This is a genomic window from Bradyrhizobium sp. A11, assembly GCF_042077125.1.
Lineage (GTDB): Bacteria > Pseudomonadota > Alphaproteobacteria > Rhizobiales > Xanthobacteraceae > Bradyrhizobium > Bradyrhizobium japonicum_B.
Genome location: NZ_CP149509.1, coordinates 4,343,174 through 4,366,969 on the forward strand (window position 1 = coordinate 4,343,174; position 23,796 = coordinate 4,366,969).

General features: G+C 65.0%; 26 protein-coding genes. 15 read left to right on the plus strand and 11 right to left on the minus strand.

Features of this window, described 5'->3' with window-relative positions:
- Positions 1–52 precede the first annotated feature (52 nt).
- Positions 53–439 carry a hypothetical protein gene (locus WI560_RS20365; protein WP_375159759.1) on the minus strand — a complete coding sequence of 129 codons (387 nt, stop codon included), beginning with the start codon at positions 437–439 and terminating at the stop codon, positions 53–55.
- A 147-nt stretch (positions 440–586) separates the two neighbouring features.
- Here WI560_RS20365 and WI560_RS20370 point away from each other — a divergent pair, with 147 nt between their 5' ends.
- Complete coding sequence (locus WI560_RS20370; RefSeq protein ID WP_375304603.1) at positions 587–1,093, plus strand: GNAT family N-acetyltransferase; 507 nt, start codon at positions 587–589, stop codon at positions 1,091–1,093.
- Between the two features lie 85 nt (positions 1,094–1,178).
- On the opposite strand, the gene WI560_RS20375 is transcribed toward WI560_RS20370, so the two are convergent.
- Entirely contained in the window at positions 1,179–3,143 is a 1,965-nt protein-coding gene (locus WI560_RS20375) for a DEAD/DEAH box helicase (protein WP_375304604.1), read from the minus strand.
- Between the two features lie 280 nt (positions 3,144–3,423).
- On the opposite strand from WI560_RS20375, the gene WI560_RS20380 reads away from it, so the two are divergent.
- On the plus strand, positions 3,424–4,164 hold the full coding sequence (locus WI560_RS20380; protein WP_375304605.1) for a metallophosphoesterase family protein: 741 nt from the start codon (positions 3,424–3,426) through the stop codon (positions 4,162–4,164).
- 24 nt (positions 4,165–4,188) lie between these two features.
- Here WI560_RS20380 and WI560_RS20385 read toward each other — a convergent pair whose 3' ends face one another.
- Both WI560_RS20385 and WI560_RS20390 read right to left on the minus strand, forming a co-directional pair.
- A complete protein-coding gene (locus tag WI560_RS20385; protein WP_375304606.1) occupies positions 4,189–4,605 on the minus strand; it encodes a VOC family protein in 417 nt (138 codons plus the stop codon).
- Positions 4,606–4,663: 58 nt separating this feature from the next.
- Positions 4,664–5,815 carry a zinc-binding dehydrogenase gene (locus tag WI560_RS20390; protein ID WP_375304607.1) on the minus strand — a complete coding sequence of 384 codons (1,152 nt, stop codon included), beginning with the start codon at positions 5,813–5,815 and terminating at the stop codon, positions 4,664–4,666.
- 248 nt (positions 5,816–6,063) lie between these two features.
- On the opposite strand from WI560_RS20390, the gene WI560_RS20395 reads away from it, so the two are divergent.
- The 3 genes from WI560_RS20395 to WI560_RS20405 all read left to right on the plus strand — a co-directional run bounded on the left by WI560_RS20395 (position 6,064) and on the right by WI560_RS20405 (position 8,371).
- Positions 6,064–6,585 (plus strand): AAA family ATPase, encoded by a 522-nt coding sequence (locus tag WI560_RS20395; protein ID WP_375304608.1) that lies wholly within the window; start codon positions 6,064–6,066, stop codon positions 6,583–6,585.
- 219 nt (positions 6,586–6,804) lie between these two features.
- On the plus strand, positions 6,805–7,416 hold the full coding sequence (locus WI560_RS20400; RefSeq protein WP_024340745.1) for a PilZ domain-containing protein: 612 nt from the start codon (positions 6,805–6,807) through the stop codon (positions 7,414–7,416).
- Between the two features lie 331 nt (positions 7,417–7,747).
- The gene (locus tag WI560_RS20405; protein ID WP_028137233.1) at positions 7,748–8,371 is read left to right on the plus strand and encodes a transglutaminase-like cysteine peptidase; all 624 of its coding nucleotides are present in this window, start codon (positions 7,748–7,750) and stop codon (positions 8,369–8,371) included.
- Between the two features lie 251 nt (positions 8,372–8,622).
- Here WI560_RS20405 and WI560_RS20410 read toward each other — a convergent pair whose 3' ends face one another.
- On the minus strand, positions 8,623–9,327 hold the full coding sequence (locus WI560_RS20410; protein WP_375304609.1) for a GntR family transcriptional regulator: 705 nt from the start codon (positions 9,325–9,327) through the stop codon (positions 8,623–8,625).
- A gap of 267 nt (positions 9,328–9,594) precedes the next feature.
- Between WI560_RS20410 and WI560_RS20415 the strand changes: the two genes are divergently transcribed.
- The 6 genes from WI560_RS20415 (at position 9,595) to WI560_RS20440 (ending at position 15,191) form a co-directional block, all read left to right on the plus strand.
- On the plus strand, positions 9,595–10,581 hold the full coding sequence (locus WI560_RS20415; protein ID WP_375304610.1) for an ABC transporter ATP-binding protein: 987 nt from the start codon (positions 9,595–9,597) through the stop codon (positions 10,579–10,581).
- Positions 10,582–10,627: 46 nt separating this feature from the next.
- The gene (locus tag WI560_RS20420) at positions 10,628–11,917 is read left to right on the plus strand and encodes a PotD/PotF family extracellular solute-binding protein (RefSeq protein ID WP_375304611.1); all 1,290 of its coding nucleotides are present in this window, start codon (positions 10,628–10,630) and stop codon (positions 11,915–11,917) included.
- A 5-nt stretch (positions 11,918–11,922) separates the two neighbouring features.
- The gene (locus tag WI560_RS20425) at positions 11,923–12,876 is read left to right on the plus strand and encodes an ABC transporter permease (protein ID WP_375304612.1); all 954 of its coding nucleotides are present in this window, start codon (positions 11,923–11,925) and stop codon (positions 12,874–12,876) included.
- 3 nt (positions 12,877–12,879) lie between these two features.
- Entirely contained in the window at positions 12,880–13,758 is an 879-nt protein-coding gene (locus tag WI560_RS20430; protein WP_375304613.1) for an ABC transporter permease, read from the plus strand.
- Between the two features lie 33 nt (positions 13,759–13,791).
- Positions 13,792–14,523 (plus strand): aspartate/glutamate racemase family protein, encoded by a 732-nt coding sequence (locus tag WI560_RS20435; protein WP_375308879.1) that lies wholly within the window; start codon positions 13,792–13,794, stop codon positions 14,521–14,523.
- 173 nt (positions 14,524–14,696) lie between these two features.
- The gene (locus tag WI560_RS20440; protein WP_375304614.1) at positions 14,697–15,191 is read left to right on the plus strand and encodes a hypothetical protein; all 495 of its coding nucleotides are present in this window, start codon (positions 14,697–14,699) and stop codon (positions 15,189–15,191) included.
- Between the two features lie 183 nt (positions 15,192–15,374).
- Here the strand turns inward: WI560_RS20440 and WI560_RS20445 are convergent, their stop codons facing one another.
- Entirely contained in the window at positions 15,375–15,746 is a 372-nt protein-coding gene (locus WI560_RS20445) for a hypothetical protein (protein ID WP_375304615.1), read from the minus strand.
- A gap of 104 nt (positions 15,747–15,850) precedes the next feature.
- Positions 15,851–16,162 carry a hypothetical protein gene (locus WI560_RS20450; protein ID WP_375304616.1) on the minus strand — a complete coding sequence of 104 codons (312 nt, stop codon included), beginning with the start codon at positions 16,160–16,162 and terminating at the stop codon, positions 15,851–15,853.
- A gap of 95 nt (positions 16,163–16,257) precedes the next feature.
- Between WI560_RS20450 and WI560_RS20455 the strand changes: the two genes are divergently transcribed.
- Complete coding sequence (locus WI560_RS20455; RefSeq protein ID WP_257180666.1) at positions 16,258–16,422, plus strand: hypothetical protein; 165 nt, start codon at positions 16,258–16,260, stop codon at positions 16,420–16,422.
- Here WI560_RS20455 and WI560_RS20460 read toward each other — a convergent pair.
- Positions 16,419–16,949 (minus strand): gamma carbonic anhydrase family protein, encoded by a 531-nt coding sequence (locus tag WI560_RS20460; RefSeq protein ID WP_028137246.1) that lies wholly within the window; start codon positions 16,947–16,949, stop codon positions 16,419–16,421. The two genes, WI560_RS20455 and WI560_RS20460, sit on opposite strands and share 4 nt — an antisense overlap.
- A gap of 87 nt (positions 16,950–17,036) precedes the next feature.
- Complete coding sequence (locus WI560_RS20465) at positions 17,037–17,366, minus strand: DUF6949 family protein (RefSeq protein WP_028137247.1); 330 nt, start codon at positions 17,364–17,366, stop codon at positions 17,037–17,039.
- A gap of 222 nt (positions 17,367–17,588) precedes the next feature.
- On the opposite strand from WI560_RS20465, the gene WI560_RS20470 reads away from it, so the two are divergent.
- Entirely contained in the window at positions 17,589–18,296 is a 708-nt protein-coding gene (locus WI560_RS20470) for a hypothetical protein (RefSeq protein ID WP_375304617.1), read from the plus strand.
- Positions 18,297–18,607: 311 nt separating this feature from the next.
- Positions 18,608–20,431 (plus strand): caspase domain-containing protein, encoded by a 1,824-nt coding sequence (locus WI560_RS20475; RefSeq protein ID WP_375304618.1) that lies wholly within the window; start codon positions 18,608–18,610, stop codon positions 20,429–20,431.
- A gap of 527 nt (positions 20,432–20,958) precedes the next feature.
- Here WI560_RS20475 and WI560_RS20480 read toward each other — a convergent pair.
- Together WI560_RS20480 and cysE are read right to left on the minus strand one after the other, a co-directional pair.
- Positions 20,959–21,177 (minus strand): DUF3126 family protein, encoded by a 219-nt coding sequence (locus tag WI560_RS20480; RefSeq protein ID WP_007602550.1) that lies wholly within the window; start codon positions 21,175–21,177, stop codon positions 20,959–20,961.
- A gap of 132 nt (positions 21,178–21,309) precedes the next feature.
- The gene (gene cysE, locus WI560_RS20485) at positions 21,310–22,134 is read right to left on the minus strand and encodes a serine O-acetyltransferase (RefSeq protein ID WP_257180669.1); all 825 of its coding nucleotides are present in this window, start codon (positions 22,132–22,134) and stop codon (positions 21,310–21,312) included.
- A gap of 301 nt (positions 22,135–22,435) precedes the next feature.
- Here cysE and WI560_RS20490 point away from each other — a divergent pair, with 301 nt between their 5' ends.
- On the plus strand, positions 22,436–23,794 hold the full coding sequence (locus WI560_RS20490; RefSeq protein ID WP_375304619.1) for a hypothetical protein: 1,359 nt from the start codon (positions 22,436–22,438) through the stop codon (positions 23,792–23,794).
- Positions 23,795–23,796 lie beyond the last annotated feature (2 nt).

Below are 23,796 nucleotides of genomic sequence, written 5' to 3' on the forward strand. Positions count from 1 at the left end.
CGCGCCGGCTGCCGCGTGGAGCAGCCGACGCTCGTGTCTGCGTACCCCGCCGTTACGGCATCGCCAGGTGCCACGCGCCGTTCAGGAAGCCATCGCCGGTAATGTCGCCGGGCTTCTGGTCCTTGGCGAAGGTGTAGAGCGGCTTGCCCTTGTAGGCCCATTGCTTGGAGCCGTCGTCGCGGGTGATGATGGTGTAGCCGTCGCCGGCGGTGTCGCTGGCCTCGGCCTTCAGCACCGGCCAGTTCGTCGCACATGGACCGTTGCAGGCCGACTTGCCGTCGGCATCCTTGTCGAAAGTGTAGAGCGTCATGCCCTTGGCATCGGTCAGCACATTGCCCTTGTCGGTCTTGCCGGTCTTGGTCGGCGGTGCGGCGAAGGCGGCGGGAACAATCGCGAGCGATAGAGCCAGCGCGAGCGCGAGGCGGATCGAGGACGTCATGATGTCTCCTGTCATGCAATTGGCTTGCATGGGGTAGGACGCCGGGCGCGGCCTCGTATTCCTCAGGCGGCCGCAAAGAAATTTTTCGCTGCGCGCCACCGCGCGGTGGAATAAACTGGATGATGTGAGACGGAACCACGGATCGAGATGAGCAAGCCGTACTGGCGCCCAGCGCGCATATCCGATCTCGGCGCGATCGTCGCCATTGCGGCGCAGATTCATCCCGATCTTCCCGAAAGAGCCGAGGTGTTCGCGGAGAAAATGCAGATCTATCCTGACGGATGCCGCGTGCTCGTTGCGGACGATACGATCGCCGGCTACGGCCTCGCGCATCCCTGGAAGCTGCATCAGATCCCGCCGCTCGACCACTTGCTCGAACGACTCCCCCAAGACGCGGACTGCCTCTATGTGCACGATGTCGCCGTGTTGCCGGACCGGCGCGGCGGCGTGGCGCGCGAATATGTCGGCGGCATTGTGGAGCTCGCGCGCGCATCCGGCATCTTGGCGCTCGCACTGGTCTCGGTCTACGCCACGCAGCCGCTGTGGCAACATCTCGGCTTCCGTCCGGTGACGGCGGACGCGGCACTGCGCGCGAAGCTCGCTTCCTACGGGGAAGGCGCGACCTATATGCTGCGCGACCTCACCGCGGCGTAACGCCCCTGCCCGACCGCCCCGGTGCAGATGACGTCGCCGCTGCCATCCGGCGGCATCATCGCCGTCCGTCCCGAACGGCTACGGCTCAGCCGCGATGCTTTTTCTTCTTCGGCTTCTTTGCCGGTGCACCCTTCATCGGCCAGGGCGTCACCGAGGGCTCCGCGCCGGCCTGCTTGTCGCGATGCTTCTTCTTTCCAAAGGGCGGCGCGTCGTCGAATCGCGGCGCGCGCTCGCCGGGCGGTTTGCCGCGCGGCTTGAATTCACGCGTCTCGCGCGGTCGCTCGTCGCGGCGTTCGCGATGATCGCCATCGGCTCGCTCGCGAGCCGGCGCGTGTGACCGTTGCTCCGGCGGTGCCTGTCGCTGCGGCGCGTCTGCCATCGGCTCGATACGGATGCTGTCTTCCTTGTCCGGACGCTTGATCTTTGCGGCGAACGATTCCGCGGCCTGCGCGGAGATCTCGAACTCGGTCGTGGTGTCCATGATCTTGATGGCGCCGATGTCGCGCTTGTCGATGCCGCCGCGGCGGCAGATCATCGGCAGCAGCCAGCGCGCTTCCGCATTCTTGCGCCGCCCGATCGCGGCGCGGAACCAGACGCTGCCGTCGGCCATGCCGTGCTTCGACGAGGCTTTTCCGGACTTCGCTCGCGGCCTGGCGGCACGATCGTCGCCACCTTCGCCTTGAAAGCCTTGGCCCTGAAATCTGTCGCGCCCGCGCTCCTCGCGCGGCCGACCGCTCCGCTCGCCGGGATCGATGATGTCCTCGGGCGACGGCAGCCGCGCGCGGTAGAGCCGCGCCAGTGCGGCGGCGATCTCCTCGGCCGACCGCTCGGCGAGCAGCGCCTGCGCGAGCACCAGATCGTCGGCGGTCGTTTCCTCGGTGAACAACACGTCCTTCATGCGCTCGTGGTCGAGCTTGCGGATCTCGTCCGCCTGCGGGGCCGTGCCCCAGACCGCGTCCACCCCAGCGAGATTGAGCAGCAGCTCCGCGCGCCGCCGTCGCGCCGGCGGCACCAGCAGGACGCTCGTGCCCTTACGACCGGCGCGCCCGGTGCGGCCCGAGCGGTGCTGCATCACCTCGGCATCGTTGGGCAGGTCCGCGTGGATGACGAGATCGAGGCTCGGCAGATCGATGCCGCGGGCGGCGACGTCGGTCGCGACGCAGACGCGGGCGCGTCCGTCGCGCAGTGACTGCAGCGCCAGGGTTCGCTCGTTCTGGGTCAATTCGCCGGAGAGAGCGACGACGGAAAAGCCGCGCTCCAGCAGCGCCGCCTGCAAATGCCTGACCGCATCGCGCGTGCTGCAAAACACCAGCGCGCTCGGCGCCTCGAAGAAGCGCAGCACGTTGACGACGGCATGCTCGACGTCGGCGGGCGCGATCCGGATCGCGCGGTACTCGATATCGGCGTGGCCGCCTTCGTCGCCGGCGACCTCGATCCGGAACGCCTGATGCTGATATTGCTTGGCCAGCGCGACGATGCCGCGCGGGAACGTCGCCGAGAACATCAGGGTGCGGCGCGTATCCGGCATGGTCTCGAGGATGAATTCCATGTCCTCGCGAAAGCCGAGATTGAGCATCTCATCGGCCTCGTCGAGGACGACCGCCTTCAATTCGGAGATATCGAGACGCCCGCGGCGCAAATGGTCGCAGAGCCGGCCCGGCGTGCCGACGACGATATGGGCGCCGGCCGCAAGCTCGCGCTGCTCGCGGCGCGGATCCATGCCGCCGACGCAGGAGACCACGCGCCCGCCCGTATGCCCATAGAGCCAGGCGAGCTCGCGCTGGACCTGCATCGCGAGCTCGCGGGTCGGCGCCACGATCAGGGCGAGCGGAGCGGCCGCGGATCCGAACTGCTCGGCATCGCCGAGCAGGTCCCTGGCCATGGCGAGACCATAAGCGAGGGTCTTGCCGGAGCCGGTCTGGGCCGAAACCAGGAGGTCGCGATCGGCGGCTTCGTCCGCGAGCACGGCGAGTTGGACGGGGGTCGGAGAATCATAGTTCCGCTCGGCCAAAGCGCGGGCGAGCGGCGGGGTCAGGGCCGGAAAAGACACGGGATGGAGAACCTTGGTTAATTCAGGCGCGGCACAGCGAGCCGAGAGGCCTGAGGCTGACGTGCGCGGCAATCGGCCCGGCCGCACGCTGGCGATTTGATCTGGCCGCTCTTTACGCCAAGCGCGCGGGAATCACCATGCCTATGTTGCATGGCTTGGCGGAGAGCCGCGCCTTGGAGGTTGCAGCGGATTTTTGCGGCGACCTTGGCTAACATCGGCGCAACCGGATCTGGCCGCGACTGAGCCGAGATCCGGACCCGAAGAGATGGAGAGCACAACGATGCGATTGGCAGTCATTTCCGACATCCACGGCAATCTTGCTGCGTTGGAGGCCGTGCTCGCCGACATCAAGACGCGCGGCGTCGATCGTATCGTGAACCTCGGCGATTGCGTCACCAGCCCGTTGTGGCCGAAGGAGACTTTCGAAGCCCTGCAAGCGCTGTCGCTGCCGACCGTGCGCGGCAATCATGACCGCTGGATCGAGGAGTTTGCGGACGACAAGCTCTCGCCGGCAGGCCTGTTCGCCCGCAACGCATTGACCGCGGAGCAGCGCCGGGCACTGCACAGCCTGCCCTCCCAGCTGCGGCTGGACGACGCCATCCTGGCCTGCCATGGCACGCCCGAGAGCGACACGACGTGCCTGCTGGAGGAATCGCTCGACGACGGCCGCTTTGTGCCGGCACGCCGCGAAGTCCTGGAGTCACGCCTCGCGAGCGAACCGGCGGCGCGCGTGGTGCTGTGCGGTCATAGCCACCGCCAGGCGATCGTTCAGGGTCCCGGCGGCCGCCTGGTCCTCAATCCGGGAAGCGTTGGCTGCCCGGTCTTCGCGGACCTTCCCATCGCCGCAAAACTCGAGCACCGCTCACCTCACGCCCGCTACGCAATCCTCACGAACAGAAACAAGCGCTGGCAGGCCGAGCTCCTGGCCCTCGAATATGATTGGGACGCCGCATCGGCGCGCGCGCTCGCCAACAACCGCCCGGATTGGGCGCAGGCCATGCTGACCGGGAGCGTCACATAGCCGGCTGCGCTGAGCGCGCAGCGCTCAGATCTCCGCATAGATCTCCAGCAGATTGCCATCGGGATCGCGGAAGAACAGCGTGCGGTGGCCGAAGGATTGGTTCGTCGGCGGCGATACCAGCGCAACGCCCTGCCGCACCAGCTCGTCGGCGCACGCATCGACCTCGGCTGCGGAGACCCTGAACGCCAGTTGCAGCGCGGCGCTGCCTGACGGCATCGGCGCATCGGCAGCGGTACGGCTCGGTTTCGCCAGCGCCAGCGTGTTGGGGCCCAAGCCGTACTCGATCCAGTTCGCAGAGAGCTCGCGCAGCAGCGGGAAGGCAAGAACGTCCTTGTAGAACCGCCGCATCGCCGCCATGTCGCGCACGAAGATGACGGTGTAGTCGATCGCGCGGATGGCATGGAAGGGCGATCGAGCCTGCGGGTTGGATGCGTCTGTCATCGTGGCTCTCGTTGGTATGCCGGCACGTGGCCCGCGGATCACTTACCGCGCCAGGCCATCACTCCACCAGCTCCGGCCACGGCACGATGGTCGACTTCACCGTCTTCATCGCCATCGCGTCCTTCACGGCCTGCGCAACGCCGTCCTCCGTGAACGGATAGATGGTCTGCATCTTCAGCCAGGGATATTTCTCGGCGGTGCGGTACAGCATGTCGACGCCGAGCGGCAGGTCGTTGCCGGTAAAGCCCCAGGAGCCGAGCACGTTGAGGTCCTTGGTGCAGATGCGGTGCCAGGACGTCTCGATCGAGCCGGCGTCGGTGAACTGGCCCATCTCGACATAGGTGCCGCCGTCGCGCAGCATCTCAATGCCTTCGGGGCCCGCGGTCGGATGGCCCGAGCAGTCCATCACGAGATCGGCGCCGAAGCCGCCGACGATTTTCCGCACGCGATCGATGCGCTCAAGCGGCGACGTCAGCTCCTCGATGTTCACGGTTGCCTCCGCGCCGAACTCGCGGGCCAGCTTGAGCCGCGGCTGCTCCGGCGCACCGACGCAAATGACGCGCCCTGCCCCCATCTCCTTGGCGGCTGCAACCGCCAGAATGCCGATCGGCCCCGAGCCCTGGATCACCACCGTATCGCCCCAGGAAAAACCGCCGGCGCGGCTGGCGCGGTTGAAGGCGCGGATGCAGGAGGTCAGCGGCTCGGACAGTGCGCCGAGGCGCAGCGACATGTCGTCGGGCAGCTTGTAGATCTTGGTGCCCGGCAGCATGTCGAGATCGACATAGACATATTCGGCCCAGCCGCCCCACATGTGCGGCGCCTTGTCGAAGCCGAGATAGCGGCCGTAATAGACCGGCGTCAGGCATTTATTGGCGGTCTGCGGATAGTGGATGCAGTAATAGCAATGGCCGCAGGGCATCAGCGGCGGGATCATCACCTTCGAGCCGACGGTCAGCGGCTTGCTCATGAAGTCCTCGGTGAACTCCTCCCCGCATTCGACGATCACACCGCCGAGCTCATGCCCGAGCGTGAACGGCCACGGCAGCGGCTTCGGCCAATGTCCTTTCAGGATATGCAGATCGGTGCCGCAGACGCCGCAAGCGCCGACCTTGATCAGCGCCGCCTTCCTGCCGACCTTCGGCCACGGCACGGTGCGGATGACGGGCTCCGAGCCGGGACCTGCGTGGGTGCAGACGCGGATCTGTTGCATGGCTGTTTCCTCGCTGCCCGCTTGTTATGATTTATGGCGCGGACGTATCGCGAAGCGTATGTGAGATGCGCGCGCGTGCCAAGCGCGAGTCGCACGGCCTTTCGTGGAGCAGTTCGGAATGCGACCGCTACCCTGTTGTGCGCGTCCGTGCCATCAAGGCTACTGGAACTCGTTGCATGCAGACGCGAAACAAATGCCTGCAAGTGTGCTCGGGGACTCGGCAAACGAACGGCAAGTGACCACCAGACATGACCAGCGATCATTCCCCTACATTGCTCGTATTCGGTGGTCTTCCCGCCACTGGTAAGACGACAGTCTCCCGCGAGTTGGCGACGCGCCTCAAGGCAACGTACCTCCGTGTCGACGCTATCGAACAGGCCTTGCGGCGGGCGGGCCTGCCGGTCGGCGCTATGGGTTATGCCATAGCGAATGCCATCGCCGCCAAAAATCTCAAGCTGCGCCGAAGCGTTGTCGCCGACTGTGTAAACCCGGTGCTCGCAAGCCGTGCCGGCTGGCGGCAGACGGCCGTTGAACATTCGACACGCATAGTCGAGATCGAACTGATCTGCAGCGACCCGGCTATCCACCGGCAGCGGTCGGAAGGCCGCGTCGCCGATATTGGCGGCCACCAGCTCCCAAGCTGGGAAGAGATAGTGAACCACCACTATGAACCGTGGGATCGAGAGCGTCTCGTGCTCGACACTGCCGATAGCACGCTCGATGATCTCGTCGATCAGGTGGAGAGATATGTCCGCCGCAGCATCGACTAGGTCCATCGAGGCCGACCATCTCTCGGCACATAGGGCTCCGCCCACGCGCATTGGGCGAGCGACGAGGCCGGCTTGGGCGGCCGCGCGGGACCTCATATGTGGCTTTTCGAACGTATTGTGTCTGTCCGTGACCGCCGCGGCCGATCCTAACGCGGCATTAACCCTATGCACCTTAGGGTCGTCCCGGACTCCGCCCGGGCGGGGGGTCGGGTGTTGAAAATGGCGTTGGCGAACAAAAAATTTCTTCCGGCCGCCGAGGAGCGTCGGCGCTTCCAGCGGGTGAAGGTGCACCTGCTCGGCCGCTACATGCTGCCGGACCGCCGCGAATTCCCCTGCCAGGTGATCAACATGTCGCCGGGCGGCCTTGCGCTGCTCGCCCCCGGCATCGGCAATGTCGGCGACCGCGTGGTCGCCTATCTCGACCATATCGGCCGCGTCGAAGGCAAGATCACCCGCATCATCGATAACGGCTTCGCCATGACGATCGGGGCGACGCCCCGCAAGCGCGACAAGCTTGCGGCCCAACTGACCTGGCTCGCCAACCGCGACATCCTCAACCTGCCGGAAGACCGCCGTCACGACCGTATCGTGCCGCGCAACCCGATCGCGGTGCTGACGCTCGAGGACGGCACCAAGATGACCTGCCGCATCATCGACCTCTCGCTATCGGGCGCCGCCATCGCCGCGGAGAACCGGCCGCCGCTGAAATCGACGGTCCTGCTCGGACGGGTCCAGGGCCGCGTGGTCCGAAACCTCGAAGACGGCTTCGCGCTGGAGTTCCTGCACGAGCAGCCGATCGAGACACTCGAAGAGAGCGTTACCGCGCGGTAAAGCGCCAGCGCGGCAAAACTCCGTAATTTCCAGCCCTGAAGGCGGCCTCCGCAATGCGGACGCCGCCTTTTTCATGCGTCGTGACGGCGCCAGGGCGGGTTAACGCGCGGCCCGTTTGCAGATGGAAATGGCGGTTCCGGCAGCGTTTGCGCGTTAATCGATAAAATTTGAATCAATTGCAGTTGTTTCAAATTTTATGAGAATTCGATTCAAGTATAGATCGAATTCGCCGCAGGTTTTACTTGCATTCGTCTCGACTTGACTTGGTCGACTTAGCGGCAACGCAAAAGCTCCGTGCGAAATGTGGTCCCAACAAGAAACGGGGGCCGCAATGTTTGACTTCAGGGGACAGGGGAAAGGGCTGGCGCTGGCCGCCATGCTCTTCGGGATCAGCGCGGCAGCGCAGGCCGGCGAAGGCCGTCTGCTCTACGCGAGCCTCGGTGACACCACGCGCGCACCGATCGGCTGGGTCGAATTCTGTGCGGACAACACCGCCCAGTGCCAGGGCGCACCGGCGCAGCCGCGCGACATCGTGATGTCGCAGGGCGCATGGCGCGACCTCGTCAAGGTCAATCGCTGGGTCAACGAGACCGTCAAGCCTTTGACCGACCAGGAGCACTGGGGCGTGATCGAGAAATGGTCGCTGCCATCAGACGGTTACGGCGACTGTGAAGACTACGTGCTGTTGAAGCGCAAGATGCTGATCGATGCCGGATGGCCGCGCCAGGCCCTGCTCATCACCGTCGTGCGTGACAAGAAAGGCGAAGGACACGCGGTGCTGACGGTGAAGACCGACAAGGGCGAGTTCGTTCTCGACAATCAGAACGAGAACGTCGTTGCCTGGACCGAGACCGGCTACCGCTTCGTCAAGCGCCAGTCGCAGAGCGATCCCAACGTCTGGGTCTCGCTCGGCGATACCAAGCCGGCGGTCTCCACCGCCAGCGCCAGAGATTAGGCAAGAGATCAGGAACGAGACAACAGGTTACGCGACCCGGTCACATCCCCACCCCTCCCCGTCCCAGACCGGTTCGCGCGCGGCCAGCCATCCCCCAATGGCTGGCCGCAACTTTTTTGGAGCCCAGCCTGTCCGGGGGGGCGTGGTGCAGCGTGTAACGCTGCGTCGCTGAATCGGGACCCGGTTTGCGAACAGAGATGAGCCCCGGTTCAGCAGCACATCATTGCATGATGCGCCCCGGGGCGCGGCAATCACCCCAGCACGTCAGCAAGCCGCAGCTCGTCTGCGACGGGGTCTTTTAGGAACAGCTCGGCTTCGATCTCGTCCAGGTGCGACAGCATCTGCGCGCGCGCGGCTTGCTTGTCGTGCTTGCGAATGGCGGCAACGATGCCGGCGTGGTGCTCGGTGCCGCAGGCCGGCGTGTCGTGGCGGCGATAGAGCAGAATGATGAGCGAGGAGCGCGCGATCAGCTCCTTCAGGAAGCCGAGATAGATGCTGTGTCCGCTCATCTCGGCGACGAGACGGTGAAACTCCCCGGAGAGCCGGACCGAGGCGCGGGCATCGCCGCGCAGCTCGGCTTCGCGTTCCTCGGCAAGATGCCGCTGGAGGCGATCGATCCAGTCCGGCGTCACCGCATCGACGGCGTGATCGACGATGGTGGGCTCGATCAGGCGGCGCGCCTCGAACACTTCGCGGGCATCGGCCGGCGTCGGCCGCGCGACGAAGGCGCCGCGGTTCTTCTCGATGTTGACGATGCCCTCATGCGCGAGCTGCTGAAGCGCGGTGCGGACCAGCGTGCGGCTTGCGCCGTAGATCTCGCCGATCTCGTCCTCGCCGAGCTTGGTGCCCGGCAGCAGGCGATGCTCGAGGATCGCGGCGGTCACACCCTCCCGGATGCGGCTGACGCGATCGTTCGCATCGGGCGCGTCGGATTTGGGACGGGGCTTGGCGGCCATGAGTTCGAGGTTGGGCTTGAGGGCTCGATCGACGACGTTCGCTCCCGAATGTTAGTCGACGAGCTGTATGCAATCACAGGCGAAAGTTTATACAATCCGCGCTCGTTTCGTGTGCAGGTGATTGCGCACAGGGCGGACGGGACAGCGGGCCCGGATTCGATCTAACGATCTGACTCCGCTGCACAGTTTCGCAATTCGGCCGGCAAGGCAGCGGTTGGCACGGACCTTGCGGAGAGGGCGGCAGCACCGCCCCTCCTTGGACACGCCATGGCCACTCCCGCCGCTCTCGAACTGGTCGCCGTCACCAAGCGCTATGACACGACGCTGGCGGTCGACACCGTCAATCTGAAGATCCCGGCGGGCACCTATTGCTGCCTGCTCGGCCCGTCCGGCTGCGGCAAGACCTCGACCTTGCGCATGATCGCGGGCCACGAGGCCGTCAGCGAGGGCGACATTATCCTGGGCAGCCAGAACGTCACCGACCTGCCGCCGGCCGATCGCGGCACCGCGATGATGTTCCAATCCTACGCGCTGTTTCCGCATCTTACCGTGCTCGACAACGTCGCCTTTGCCCTGAAGATGCGCGGCATCGACAAGCCGACGCGCCACAAGCGCGCCGGCGAGCTGCTGGAGCTGGTGGCGATGAGCCAATATGCCGGCCGGCTGCCGGCGCAGCTCTCCGGCGGCCAGCAGCAGCGCGTCGCGCTGGCCCGCGCGCTGATCACCGAGCCGCAAATTCTCCTGCTCGACGAGCCGCTATCCGCGCTCGATCCGTTCCTGCGGGTGAGGATGCGCGGCGAGCTGAAGCGATTGCAGCGCGAGCTCGGCATCAGCTTCATTCAGGTCACCCACGGCCAGGAAGAGGCGATGGCGCTCGCCGACCACATCGTGGTGATGAACCAGGGCCGGATCGAGCAGCAGGGCACGGCCCGCGACATCTTCCATCATCCCCGCACCGAATTCGTGGCGCGCTTCATCGGCGGCCACAACGTGCTCAGCGACGCCGGCAAGCTCATCGCCGTGCGCGCCGATCAGCTCGGCATCGTGCCGTTTGCTGACGACGCGTTCGGCGCGCCGGCGCTGCTGACCCAGACCGAGTACCAGGGCTCCTACATCGCCGTCTCGCTCACGCTCGACGACGGCACCGCCCTGTTCTCCCACGTTCCCGAAGCCACTTTCGACGTCCACCCGTTCCGTCCGGGCGATCGCGTGCTGGCCACCTGGGACCCCGCCAAGGCGCAACGCCTGCAATAGCGCCCTTGATCTTGGAAAAATGCGCAACACTAGAGGAGTGAGGGAAATGACCGAGACGACCAGGAAGACCGGCCTCAGCCGCCGCACGCTGCTCAAGGGCACCGCAAGTCTTGCCGGCCTCGCCGCCGGCTCCGGCGCCATCACCGGCTTTCCCTATGTGAAGTCGGCCGATGCCAAGGTGCTGCGCTATCTCGGCACCGCCGTGAACGAAGGCGACGACATCTCCAAGCAGTGCCTGAAGGACACCGGCATCAAGATCGAATACATCACCGCGACCACCGACGACGTCACCAAGCGCGTGATGACCCAGCCGAACTCCTTCGACGTGCTGGACACCGAATATTTCTCGCTGAAGAAGATCGTGCCGTCGGGCAACATCCTCGCGCTCGATGCCCGCAAGATCAAGGAATTCGGCAACATCACCCCTGTCTTCACCAAGGGCGAGACGCCCGGCGGCAAGAAGATCGGCGGCCAGGGCACCGCGCCCTGGAAGGTGCTCTACCTCGAGGGCAAGGATTCCAAGAAATTCGCGACGTCGGCGACCGAATTCGTCACGCTGATCCCGACCGTCTACAATGCCGACACGCTCGGCATCCGGCCCGACCTGATCAAGCGGCCGATCAGCTCCTGGTCCGAGCTGCTCAACCCCGAGTTCAAGGGCAAGGCCTCGATCCTCAACATCCCCTCGATCGGCATCATGGATGCCGCGATGGTCGTGGAAGCCTCCGGCAAGTACAAATATGCCGACAAGGGCAACATGACCAAGGAAGAGATCGATCTCACCATGAAGGTGATGACCGAAGCCAAGAAGGCCGGCCAGTTCCGCGCCTTCTGGAAAGACTTCAACGAAAGCGTCAACCTGATGGCCTCGGGCGAGACCGTGATCCAGTCGATGTGGTCGCCGGCGGTGACAAAGGTGCGCTCGATGGGCATCCCCTGCACGTTCCAGCCGCTCAAGGAAGGTTATCGCTCCTGGGCCTCCGGCTTTTGCGTCTCCAAGGGCGTGTCGGGCGCGAAGCTCGAATGGGCCTATGAGTTCGTGAACTGGTTTCTATCCGGCTATGCCGGCGCCTATCTCAATCGCCAGGGCTATTACTCCGCCGTGCTCTCCACCGCGAAGGCGCATATGGAGCCCTACGAGTGGGCCTATTGGATGGAAGGCAAGCCGGCCGAGAAGGACATCAAGGCGCCCGACGGCTCGCTGCTCGAGAAGGCCGGCGCAGTGCGCGACGGAGGCTCCTACGAGGACCGCATGGGCGGCGTCGCCTGCTGGAACGCGGTGATGGACGAGAACGACTACATGGTCCGCAAGTGGAACGAGTTCATCGCGGCGTAGCGGACATGTCCGAAGAAGTCCTGCAACAGGCAGCCCCGGGCCTGATCCCGGGGGCAGGCACAGTGCGCGCCGCCAAGCCGACGCGCCTGTCGCCGTCCTTCATCTCCTGGCTTCAGGCCGGGCCGATGATGCTGGTGTTTCTCGCCTTCTTCCTCATTCCGCTCGCCTTCGTCGTCATCGTCTCGTTCTGGGATTACAACGAATACCAGCTGCTGCCGGCTTTCTCCGGCCGCGGCTACACCGACACGTTCGAGGGCTGCCTTGCGCAGCTGCCCGAGCTCTGCACGATCGGCAAGACCTATCTGAAGACGCTGAAGCTCTGCTTCATGGTGTGGGCCATCACGCTGTTCATCGGCTTCTGGGTGGCCTACTTCCTCGCCTTCTACGTCAGGTCCAAGACCTGGCAGATGGGATTGTCGCTGCTGTGCACGATCCCGTTCTGGACCTCCAACGTGATCCGCATGATCGCCTGGATTCCGCTGCTCGGGCGCAACGGCCTCGTGAACTCGGGCCTGATGAAGACGGGCCTGATCAACCACCCGATCGAATGGCTGCTGTTCTCCGAATTCTCGGTGGTGCTGGCGCTGGTGCACCTGTTCACCTTCTTCATGGTGGTGCCGATCTTCAACTCGATGGTGCGCATCGACAAGTCGCTGATCGAGGCCGCCTATGATGCCGGCGCCAGCGGCTTCCAGACCCTCGTCAACGTCATCATTCCGCTGTCCAAGCCCGGCATCGTGATCGGCTCGATCTTCGTCATCACCATCGTGATGGGCGATTTCATCACCATCGGCGTGATGGGCGGCCAGCAGATCGCCGCCGCCGGCAAGATCATCGAGACGCGGGTGAATGCGCTGCAATTCCCGGCCGCGGCAGCCAACGCCGTGATCCTGCTCGCCATCACATTCCTGATCATCACCATGATGTCGCGCATCGTCGACATCAAGAAGGAACTCTAGAGCATGACGGAAGGACGCCCGCGCTCGTTCTACGTGCTCGCGATCTTCTTCGCGGCCTATGTGCTGTTCCTCTATGGGCCGATGATCGCGATCTACGTGCTGTCGTTCCAGGGGCCGCAGGGCGGCCTCACCTTCCCGATGAACGGCGTGTCGACCTTCTGGATCGCAAAGCTGTTCCAGGGCACCGGCATCGTTGATCTCGGCGCGGCCTTCCGCCGCTCGCTGCTGCTCGGCATCATCGTGATGATCGTCACCGTCGTGCTGTCGGTCGCCGCCGGCATGGCCTTCCGCAGGAAGTTCAGGGCGCAAAGCATCCTGTTCTACACGGCGATCGCCAGCCTGATCGTGCCTTCGATCATCACCTCGCTCGGCATCTCGTTGGAATTCCGCATCATCGACGACCTGATCAAGGCGCATTGGAACGAGAATTTCGAGACCTCGATGGGCCTGCTCACCTCCGGGCTCGGCGCGCACCTGACCTGGACGCTGCCGTTCGGCCTGCTCATCATGTTCGCGATCTTCAACCGCTTCGACCCGCGGCTCGAGGAAGCCGCGCGCGATCTCGGCGCCACGCCATGGCAGACGTTCCGCCATGTCGTGCTGCCGATCATCCTGCCCTCGGTGATCGGCATCGGCCTGTTCGGCTTCACGCTGTCGTGGGACGAGCTCGCCCGCTCCAGCCAGGCGATCGGCGCTGTGAACACGTTGCCGCTCGATCTCCAGGGCCTCACCACCACGGTGACGAACCCCGACATCTATGCGCTCGGCACCGTGATTTCGGCCGTCTCCTTCACGGTGATCGCCCTTGCGCTCGGCACCATCCACGTGCTCAACAAGCGGCAGGCGGCCAAAGGCTCGGACGCCGGCCAGGGTCTCGTCTAACAACGCGCTCGTCTGAGGGGCTTGTCTGATCCGATGCGGCTGCACGTCGTCAATCCCAACACCACCGTGTCGATGACGGCGAAGATCGCCGCTGCGGCGCGCAGCGTCGCCCTGCCCGGCACGGAGATCGACGCGCGGCAACCGACGATGGGCCCGGTCTCGATCGAGGGATTTTACGACGAGGCCTTCGCCGTGCCCGGCATGCTCGGCTGCATCCGCGAGGCTGACCGCGACGGCGCGGACGCGCACATCATCGCCTGCTTCGACGACACCGGCCTCGATGCCGCCCGTGCCGTCGCCAAAGCGCCGGTGATCGGCATCGGCGAGGCGGGCTTCCACATGGCGAGCCTGATCGCGGCGCGCTTTGCCGTGGTGACGACGCTCGGTGTCTCCATCGTGCCCATCGAGCATAATCTGCGCAAATACGGCCTCGCCGATCGCTGTGCCCGCGTCCGCGCCGCCGAGGTGCCCGTGCTGGCGCTGGAAGAGCGCAACAGCGATGCGCTGGCGAAGATCTCCGCGGAGATCGAGGCCGCGATCCGTGACGACCGCGCGGAGGCTATCGTGCTCGGCTGCGCCGGCATGGCCGATCTCGCCGCCGAACTCGCCGCCACGCACGGCCTGCCCGTGATTGACGGCGTCGCGGCGGCGGTGACGCTGGCGGAATCACTGGTGCGGCTCGGCCTGAAGACCTCCCGGCTCGGCCCCTACGCGGCGCCGCGCGCGAAGACCTATTCCGGACCGCTTTCGCCGTTTCAGCCTTGAGGCCGGGGCGAAGCCTCGGCGGCGCCAAGGCCCGCTGATTGCTGGTTTTTTGGCCTTTGGCCTCTTTTTGGTCCCATTCCTTGCCGACACGTAACGCTTTCGGGACGCCCCGGCCGCCTCAGGGCTGCCGGTCTTCGCCACTCACCAAGTTTCAATTTTGGGTTTTGTCAGCGATGATCGATCTCGCCCAGGACAGACCGTCCAACCCGCTGCTTCGCCTCGGCGCCCAGCCCATTGCGCTGACCGCCGCAGCGCTCCTCCTCCTGATCGCCGGCGTCACCTCGATCGCGATCTGGCGTGCCTATACCGGCGCCGCACCCGAGACCGACCGAGTGGTGGCATCGCGGCAGCTCCAGGCGCGGACCGCGCAGGCCTCCGAGCAGCTGGTCGAGAAGACCAAGGGGCTGGAGGCGACCCAGCAGGAATCGATCGACCAGCTCCAGGTGGTGCAGGATCAGCTCCAGACCATGAAGCGGCTGATGGCGGCGCAGCAGGCCGACACCAAGCGTCTGTCCGAGCAGGTGGCATCGCTGAACGAGTCCATCGAGGGCCTGCGGCAGTCGTTCGCCAGCGCGCGAGCCACCGACGTCGAGGCGCCCGCGGTTACCCGCAGGAAACCGGTGCGGCAGCGCGCCCAGGCCAGCGCGCGCAAGCGCTCGCGCGGCTAAGCAACTCTCGGCACGCCACTAATTTTCTCGACTTGTGAACTGGATCACATTCGCCCGTGTGATTCCGCGCGATGCTCGCGGTTACCGGATGGCGTGAGCCGATTTCAATGTCCGGGGCTGGCAAGGTCGTTGACGGTATACTGCGTCAACGACCTTGTTTTTTCGTCGGTCTCGTCGAGGACACTACTCGCAGACATCCACGCGGCGGATACGCCAGCCCGCGGGCGTCATGACGCGCTTCCGCGCGACGTAGCAGCCGCCATAACCGTCGTTGTAGCCGTAGCCGGTACCATAATAGTAGGGCCCGCCGTAATAGGGATAGCCGTAGCCGTAATAGCCGCCGTAGAGACCGGCACCGGCAATGCCCGCCCCGATTGCCAGTCCAGGCCAGAAGCCGCCGCCGCGCCAATGGCCGCCATGGTGCCAACCGCCGCCATGACCCCAACCACCATGGCCCCAGCCGCCATGTCGGAACCCACGTGCCTCGGCCGCTTGCGGCACTGACAGCCCGACCATTGCTACGGTCAGCGCCGCCATCACCATCCTGCGTAACATCACTCGATCCTCCGCGTGGACACGCTCCACGCTTCAAAGCGGGATCAAGCTAACGCCATCAGGGCATTCCGGACAGCCACACTGCCTCACTTCCGCGCGAGCATTCAGCAGCCGCGGCAGATGCTCTTCAGCTTCTTGTCGAGCATGCGATTCTCGGCATTGACGGAGGCGTCCGTCCCGCCGCCAGTGGCGGCAGCGCCTCCGCCGCCGGGGCCGGACGATTGAGCCGTGCCGAGGCTGTTGGTGCCGGGCGGCGGCGCCGGCGAATTGGCGACACCTCCGGTCGACCCTGCGGCGCCACCGCTCGTTCCGCCAGAGCCGCCAGCCGCCTGCGCGAAGGCGACGGCCGGCATCGCCGCAAGCGCGAGGATCAGGATCAGGGTTCTTGTCGAGACGGCGACAGGCGATGCGGCCATGGAGAGTTCTCCTTTACCGGTCAACCGCCGCGGCGAAATCCAGTTCCGGAACAAACGCCGTCACCTCAGCTTGAAAGCTAAGGAGAAAAATCCCGATGACCGATCGCGATCCTTTTGCAGAAGGCGAACGCGCCGCGCGCGAAAACATTCCGGCTGAGGCAAACCCTTATTCGGACGGCAGCGACGATCACGCGTTGTGGTCGGCGGGCCACGAGAAGATCGCAAGCGCCAGGGAAGCCCGCGAGTCCGAAGGCACTTAGCCGATCCGCTTCAGGCCCTGCTTGAAGCGCGGACCGTTGGCCGCGTAGAACTTCGCGGCGCTCCCCATCTTCTGCACCTGGGCGTCGTCGAGCGTGCGGAGCACGCGGGCCGGCGAGCCGATGATCAGGGAACGTTCCGGAAATTCCTTGCCCTCGGTGATGACGGAACCGGCACCGACGATGCTGTTGCGGCCGATCCTGGCGCCGTTCATCACGATCGAGCCCATGCCGATGAGCGCGCCCTCCTCGATGCTGCAGCCATGCAGGATGACGTTGTGGCCGACCGTGCAATTCCGGCCGACCACAAGCGGAAAGCCGAGATCGGTGTGGCAGGTCGAGCCGTCCTGCACATTGGCGCCCTCGCCGATCTCGATCCACTCATTGTCGCCGCGCAGCACGGCGCCGAACCAGACGCTCGCACCCGGCTTCAGGCGCACCCGGCCGATCACGGTCGCGGTGTCCGCGATGAAATAATTGCCGTCGGCGGGAAGGTCGGGCGCCTGCCCGTCGAGCTCGTAGATCGCCATGGAGGTCTCCTGTCACGTCGCCCCAGCCATAGCGAAACGGCGGCGAGGAGGCAAAGGAACCGACGCGCCGGGTGAACCGGCCGGGGGTCAGCCCAGAACGCCGGCCGCGCGCAGCGTCATCAGGAAGAAGGTGCCGCTCATCATGCTCCAGAACCCGGCGATGACGGTTGCCATCATCACGAACTCGGCGCGGCGGCTTTCCAGCCGCCTGCCGCGCAGCGTGTTGCGCATGATGATGAAGGGCGCGGCGAACACCAGGAACGGCACCGCCGCGAAGGTCTTCGGCGCCACGCCGTCCTGCAACAGGCCGAAGCCGGCGGGGCGCTGCGCCAGCGCCTGGTATCCGTTCACGAGCGCGCCCGCGAGCGCGAAGCCAATGCAGATCGCAAAGAAAGTATTGAGAGCTTCAGGTGTCATCGGAACGGTCCGCCCTTACGCAACGCCACCGCCTTCCTGTGACAAAGAGTGCGGGTTAACGCTACATTATCCTTAAGGGAAGGTTAACGTCGCTGCCGGTTCCGCGCAGGGCCGTCCCCGCGCGCCGCAGGTGCGGAACGCTGCGCGAAATCGCTGCCGCGTGGCATATTCGCCGCTGATTCGCCGGCCAACGGCCGGCGTCCGGATCTCTTGCGCCAGCTCATGACGGTGTTTTCGGAAGCTCCCTTCAGGTCCCCCCGCACGCGCACCCGGGCGCACGTCGTCCCGATCGTGCTCGGCGGCATTGCCGCGGCCGGCGCGGTCGCGCTGGTCGCCTATCTGCTGTGGCCGACCTGGGGCCCGCGCGGCGCGAACGCCCCGGACAAGCTGCCAGTGAGCGTCGGCGGCACGCTGTTCAACCTGCCCGTGAACGCGATCCGCATGAAGATCCAGCGGCACTCCGGACCGCAGGAGCGCATCGATCTCGACTTCCTCTATCCCTCGCTGGAGCCGCCGGGCGCGCCGAAGCACGTCACCGCCGACACGGTGGAAGCGGCGGTGCAATCGATCGACCGCATCTTCCTGTCGATCGCGGCCCATCACGATGCGCTCTCGCCCGAGCAGCGCTCGGCCACGATCTATCCGCGCTATCTCGACCCGGCCGCGGCAAGCCCAGCGGACGGCCTGACCATGCGGATGTTCCGCAGCGACACGCCCTACGGCAGCGAGGATCTCTATTCCGCGGCAAGCCCGGCGCTGACCGCGCGCTGCACGCGCGATGGGGCGACGCCGGGCATGTGCCTGTCCGAGCGCCGCGTCGGCGGCGCCGACCTCACCTTCCGCTTCCCGCGCAGCTGGCTGTCGCACTGGCACGACGTGGCGGACGCGATGGACCGGCTGACCGCGCAGCTGCGCGGACCGAAGGGGTGAGCGTAGCCGCCCTGCTCTGCCGTGCGATCGGCAGGGCTGATGCTCCCAAAACAAAAACTGCGAAAACAACCCCATGCACAGTAGCCGAGCATCGGCGGCAACTGACATTTTCGTATTTTTCGAACGGCCGTTGACCGGTCGGGCAAAACAGGAGCAAGATGAGATCGATTTGAATGATGCGGTTGCGCTTGTTTCGACCCGGTACCGGGATGGGCCGGATCGCCGCACCGATGTGTGACTGGTGTCACTGATCATGGATTGCACTGGGGCATTGTGCGAATAATCTGACGCTATTGCATTCGGGGGCTGGAATGCGGTTTCGGCTGTTGGTTTTGTTGATTGTTGCGAGCTGGTTCGGGACCGGCGCGGCGCTGGCCGAGAAGCGCGTCGCGCTCATCATGGGCAACTCGGCCTACAAGAACGTGGCGCGGCTGGCGAACCCCGCGAACGATGCCGTACTGGTCGGCGGCATGTTCAGGAAGTCCGGGTTCGACGTCGTCGACGTCAAGCACGACCTGAACGTGGTCGACATGCGCAAGGCGTTGCGCGAATTCGGCAGCAAGGCCCGCGAGGCCGATGTCGCGGTCATCTACTACGCCGGCCATGGCATCGAGCTCGACGGCACCAATTATCTGATCCCGACCGATGCCGCCTTGGAGACCGATACCGACGTTCTCGACGAGGCGTTCCCGCTCGATCGGGTTCTGTTTGCAATCGAGCCGGCCAAGCAACTGCGCCTCGTCATCCTGGATGCCTGTCGCGACAATCCGTTCGCCAAGACCATGAAGCGCACGGTTGCCTCGCGCGCCATCGGACGCGGCCTCGCCAAGGTCGAGCCGACCAGCCCGAACACCATGATCGCCTTCGCGGCGAAGGCGGGCTCGACCGCCTCGGACGGCGATGCCAGGAACAGCCCATTCGCTACCGCCCTGGTCGAACGCCTGCCGATGCCCGGCCTGGACTTACGCAAGGCGTTCGGCTTCGTGCGCGACGACGTGCTCAAGACCACCGGCTACAAGCAGGAGCCCTATGTGTACGGCTCGCTCGGCGGCGACGATGTGGCGCTGGTCCCTGCCAAGCCGGTTGCCGCCGGGCCGCAGGCCAATCCCGACAGCGAAATCCGGCGCGACTACGAACTGGCGCTCCAGCTTGGCACGCGCGATGTGTGGACCGCCTTTCTCAATCGCTATCCGAGCGGGTTTTACACAGATCTGGCAAAGGCCCAGCTCAACCGGATTGCTGCCGAGGATGCGCGTGCTGCCGCTGCTGAAAAGGCCCGGCAGGCCGAAGACGAGAAAGCGCGGCTCGCGGCCGAGCGGGCCAAGAAAGCCGAGCAGGAGAAAGCCGCTGCGGCCGCCAAGGCTGCTGAAAACGCCCGCCTTCCCGCCGAGAAGGCCAAGCAGATCGAGGAAGCGAAAGCAATCGCAGCCGAGCAGCGCCGCAAGGACGCCGAGGCCGCTGTTGCAAAAGCGCTGGCTGACAAGCAGGCCGCGGAAAAAGCGCTTGCCGATAGGTTGGCGAACGAAAAAGCCGCCGCCGAGAAGCAGGCGAGCGAGAAGCAGCAGGTCACCGACACCAAGCAGGTTGCGGCTGTCGCACCAACCTCATCACCGCCGAGCCTGTCTCCACAAGAGACGGCAAAGCTGGTTCAGTCCGAGCTGCGCCGCGTCGGTTGTCTGGCGGCATCGGCAGACGGCGACTGGAATGCGTCGTCACAACGTTCGCTGACGCTGTTCAACAAATATGCGGGAACGAAGCTCGACACCAAGCTCGCGAGCTTCGAGGCGCTCGATGCGATCAAGACCAAGCCGGGTCGGGTCTGCCCGCTGGTGTGTGATCACGGCTTCAAGGCCGATGGCGACACTTGCGTGAAGATCGCCTGCCGCGCCGGCTATCGCGTCAATGCTGACAATGAATGCGAGAAGGTGCAGGACAAGAAGCCGGTTGCAGCTCGCGATGATGCTAACAAGCGGGATGCGGAGCGGAAGCAGATCGAGTCCAGACCAGCGAGGGCTCAGACGAGCGGACAAATTACCTGCAATACGATGGGCTGTCGCCCAGTCAAACCCGGTTGCAGATTGGTGAAGTTGGGTACTCCCGGGGAGCCGGGGAACGGTTCGGAAGTCTGTAATTGAGAACCAGCTCAGGCGCGCGTGACCTAAACGATAGCGCCGGTTAAGTTCGATCGAGCGCGGCGCGGGCCGCGTTGCCAGTCTTGAAAAGAAGTAGAGCTTTGGGGCGAACGCTTCAGCCGTTTGCTTCGCTGCGATCGTCCCAGCGGTAGCACGGCAGATCCAGCCTGTCGGCAAGATCGCGACCGACCGCGAGCCGCGCGCGCCTCGTCGGGCGAACGGAGCACGACATGGTCGTGCAAGCCGATCTCGTCGATGCGGAGGGGATCACCGTTACCGATGCCACGGCACGGTGCGGATTCTTTCGAAGAATTAGCGGGGCGCGGTGCTCCGCGGAAGCAGCATCCGCAATGACGGTGTGAGAAGGGCGCGCCTGATCACGATGCGTGTCCCGGACGCGCTGCAGCGTTCTTACGCTGCTGCGCAGAGCCGGGATCCAGAAGGCCCGCGCTCCGCCTCTGCATGGGCCCCGGCTCTGCACCGCACCGCCGAAGCGGCGATGCGGTGCGTCCGGGGCGCGCGTAACTTCTCTACTCCTGATCGACCAGATCGTCCTCGAGGATCGCCATCTGGAACTGGAACGAGCGATCGTCGTCCTCGTCGTCGACGAACAGCACGCCGATGAATTCCTCGCCGATATAGACCTCGGCGGAATCGTCCTTCTTGGGCCGCGGCACGACGCGGATCTTGGGATTGCCGAATACGCGCTTCAGATACGCATCTAACTTTCTGACTTCTTTGACGTCCACGGCAAGTCTCCGATCGAAATTGGCTGGCCGCGTTTTAGGACGGGACGCGACGAACCGCCAGCATGAATTGTCAAAGAATTTGGGGACGGAAAGGGCCGGAAAATCCGGCCCTTCGCAACGTCAAGAGCTTGCTCACAGCCCCATGGCGTTGATCATCTGATCCATGGTGCGCGACGGCTCGGCGCAGCCGGCTTCGCCGACGATCTTGGCGGGCACGCCCGCGACCGTGACGTTGTGCGGCACCGGCTTGACCACGACCGAACCTGCGGCGATGCGCGCGCAATGGCCGATCTCGATGTTGCCGAGGATCTTTGCGCCAGCGCCGATCAGGACGCCGTGGCGAATCTTGGGATGCCGGTCCTCGTTCTCCTTGCCGGTACCGCCGAGCGTGACGCCGTGCAGGATCGAGACATCGTCCTCGATCACCGCCGTCTCGCCGCAGACGAAGCCGGTGGCGTGGTCGAGGAAGATGCCGCGGCCGATGCGCGCGGCGGGATTGATGTCGGTCTGGAACACCGCGGAGGCGCGGCTCTGCAGATAATACGCGAAATCCTTGCGGCCCCTCAGATAGAGCCAGTGCGCCAGGCGATGGGTCTGGATCGCGTGAAAGCCCTTGAAGTAGAGCAAGGGATCGATGAAGCGCGAGGTCGCGGGATCGCGGTCATAGACGGCGACGAGATCGGCGCGGAAGGCGTTGCCGAGATCGGGTTCGTCGCGCAGCGCCTCGCCATAGGCCTGGCGCACCAGCTCGCCGGACAATGCCGAGTGATCGAGCCGTTCGGCGACGCGGTGAACCACCGAGTCCTCCAGGCGGCTGTGATGCAGCACCGACGAATAGATGAAGGTCGCAAGCTCCGGCTCGCGTCGGACGATGTCCTCCGCTTCGCCCCGGATCCGGTCCCAGATCGGATCGAGCGATGCGAGCTTTCCCCCCGGATTGACCTGATGCACTGCCATTGATTTTCTCTTTGGATTTGCTCTTTGGATTTGCTCTTCGAGTGAGCCCGTTTGACCGGTTCTATAGCATAGTCTAGGCGGCAAAGTCCTGACCGGCTTGCCTGAGAGTGAACAGCACCTTGCCCCGCGAAGCTCAGCAAGACATTGAAACTTAATGGTTTCTTGTAACGCCCGGGAGCCGCGAGGTTGGCTCAAGGTGGTCAGAGTTTTGCCAAATTCAAGCCGGGCTGCGTCAAACTCTTGGTGAATCCTCTGCGAGCCGCTATTGCGAGCAGGGTCCAAGGCGAGGACGGGGACGGATTTGAGCATCACCACCGATCAATTGCGCGCACGCGCCGCGGGGTCGTCTTGGCTGCGCGTAGCGGCAATGGCTCTGCCCCTCCTCATGCTCGCGCCGGCGTTCTGGAACGGCTATCCGCTGCTGCAATGGGATACCGGCGGCTATCTGGCGCGCTGGTACGAGGGTTATCTCGTTCCCAGCCGCTCCACGGTGTTCGGGCTCTATCTGCATTATGGCGAGAGTTTTGGTTTCTGGACCAACCTCGCGGTCCAGTCGCTGGCGACGCTGTGGCTGCTGCAGCTCACCCTGCGCGTGCTCTCGATGATGCAGACCTTCCGCTTCGTTGCGATCAGCCTGTGCCTGATCGTTGCGACCGCGTTGCCCTGGCTGGCGAGCATGCTGCTCACCGACATCTTTGCCGGGCTCTCGATCCTGTCCCTGTTCCTGCTGGTGATCGGCGCAGGCCGCACCTCGACACTCGAGAAGATCTCGCTGTTCGTCTTCACCGCCTTTGCCGCGGCGACCCACAGCGCCACGCTCGGCGTGCTGCTCGGCCTTTGCATTGCGGGCTGGATGGCGCGGCCGTTCCTTAAGCAGCGCCTTCCGCTGGCCGGATTGGCACAGGCGAGCCTCACCATCGTCGCGGGCAGCCTGATGCTGGTCTCGGCGAATTACGCGCTGTCCGGCAAGCTGGCCTGGACGCCCGGCGGCTACGGCGTCGCCTTCGGCCGCATGATGCAGGACGGCATCGTCGCGCGCTATCTTGACGACCGCTGCCCGCGCGAGCGCTACAAGCTCTGTCCCTATCGCAACGAGCTGCCGGCGACCGCCGACGAGTTCCTGTGGGGCAAGAGTATGTTCAACACGCTCGGCCGCTTCGAAGGCATGAACGACGAGATGGGTTACATCGTCGTGCAGTCGATCAAGGATTATCCGGCCTGGCAGGCCGGCGCGGCGCTGCGCGCCATGGGCCAGCAATTGCTGCATGTCGCGACCGGCGAAGGCACCGATGGCTGGATCCCGCACACCCGCGGCATCATCGAGCGCTATATCCCCGCCCAGGCCGCGCCGATGCGCGCGGCGCGGCAGCAGAATTGGCAGCTCGACTTCACCGCGATCAACTGGCTGCACGTGCCGGTGGCGCTGGCCTCGATGCTTGGGCTGCTCGCACTGCTGGCGCATGCGCTGGCGAACCGCTGGCTCGACGATTTGACGCTGCTGGCGGCGACCGTAACGCTGGCGCTGCTCGGCAACGCCTTCATCTGCGCCGTGATCTCGGGGCCTCACGACCGCTACGGCGCACGTATGGTGTGGGTTGCGACGTTCGTGGTGTTGATGGCGGTGGGACGGAGGGTTGGGGAGGACGGGAAGGCGGGGTGAGA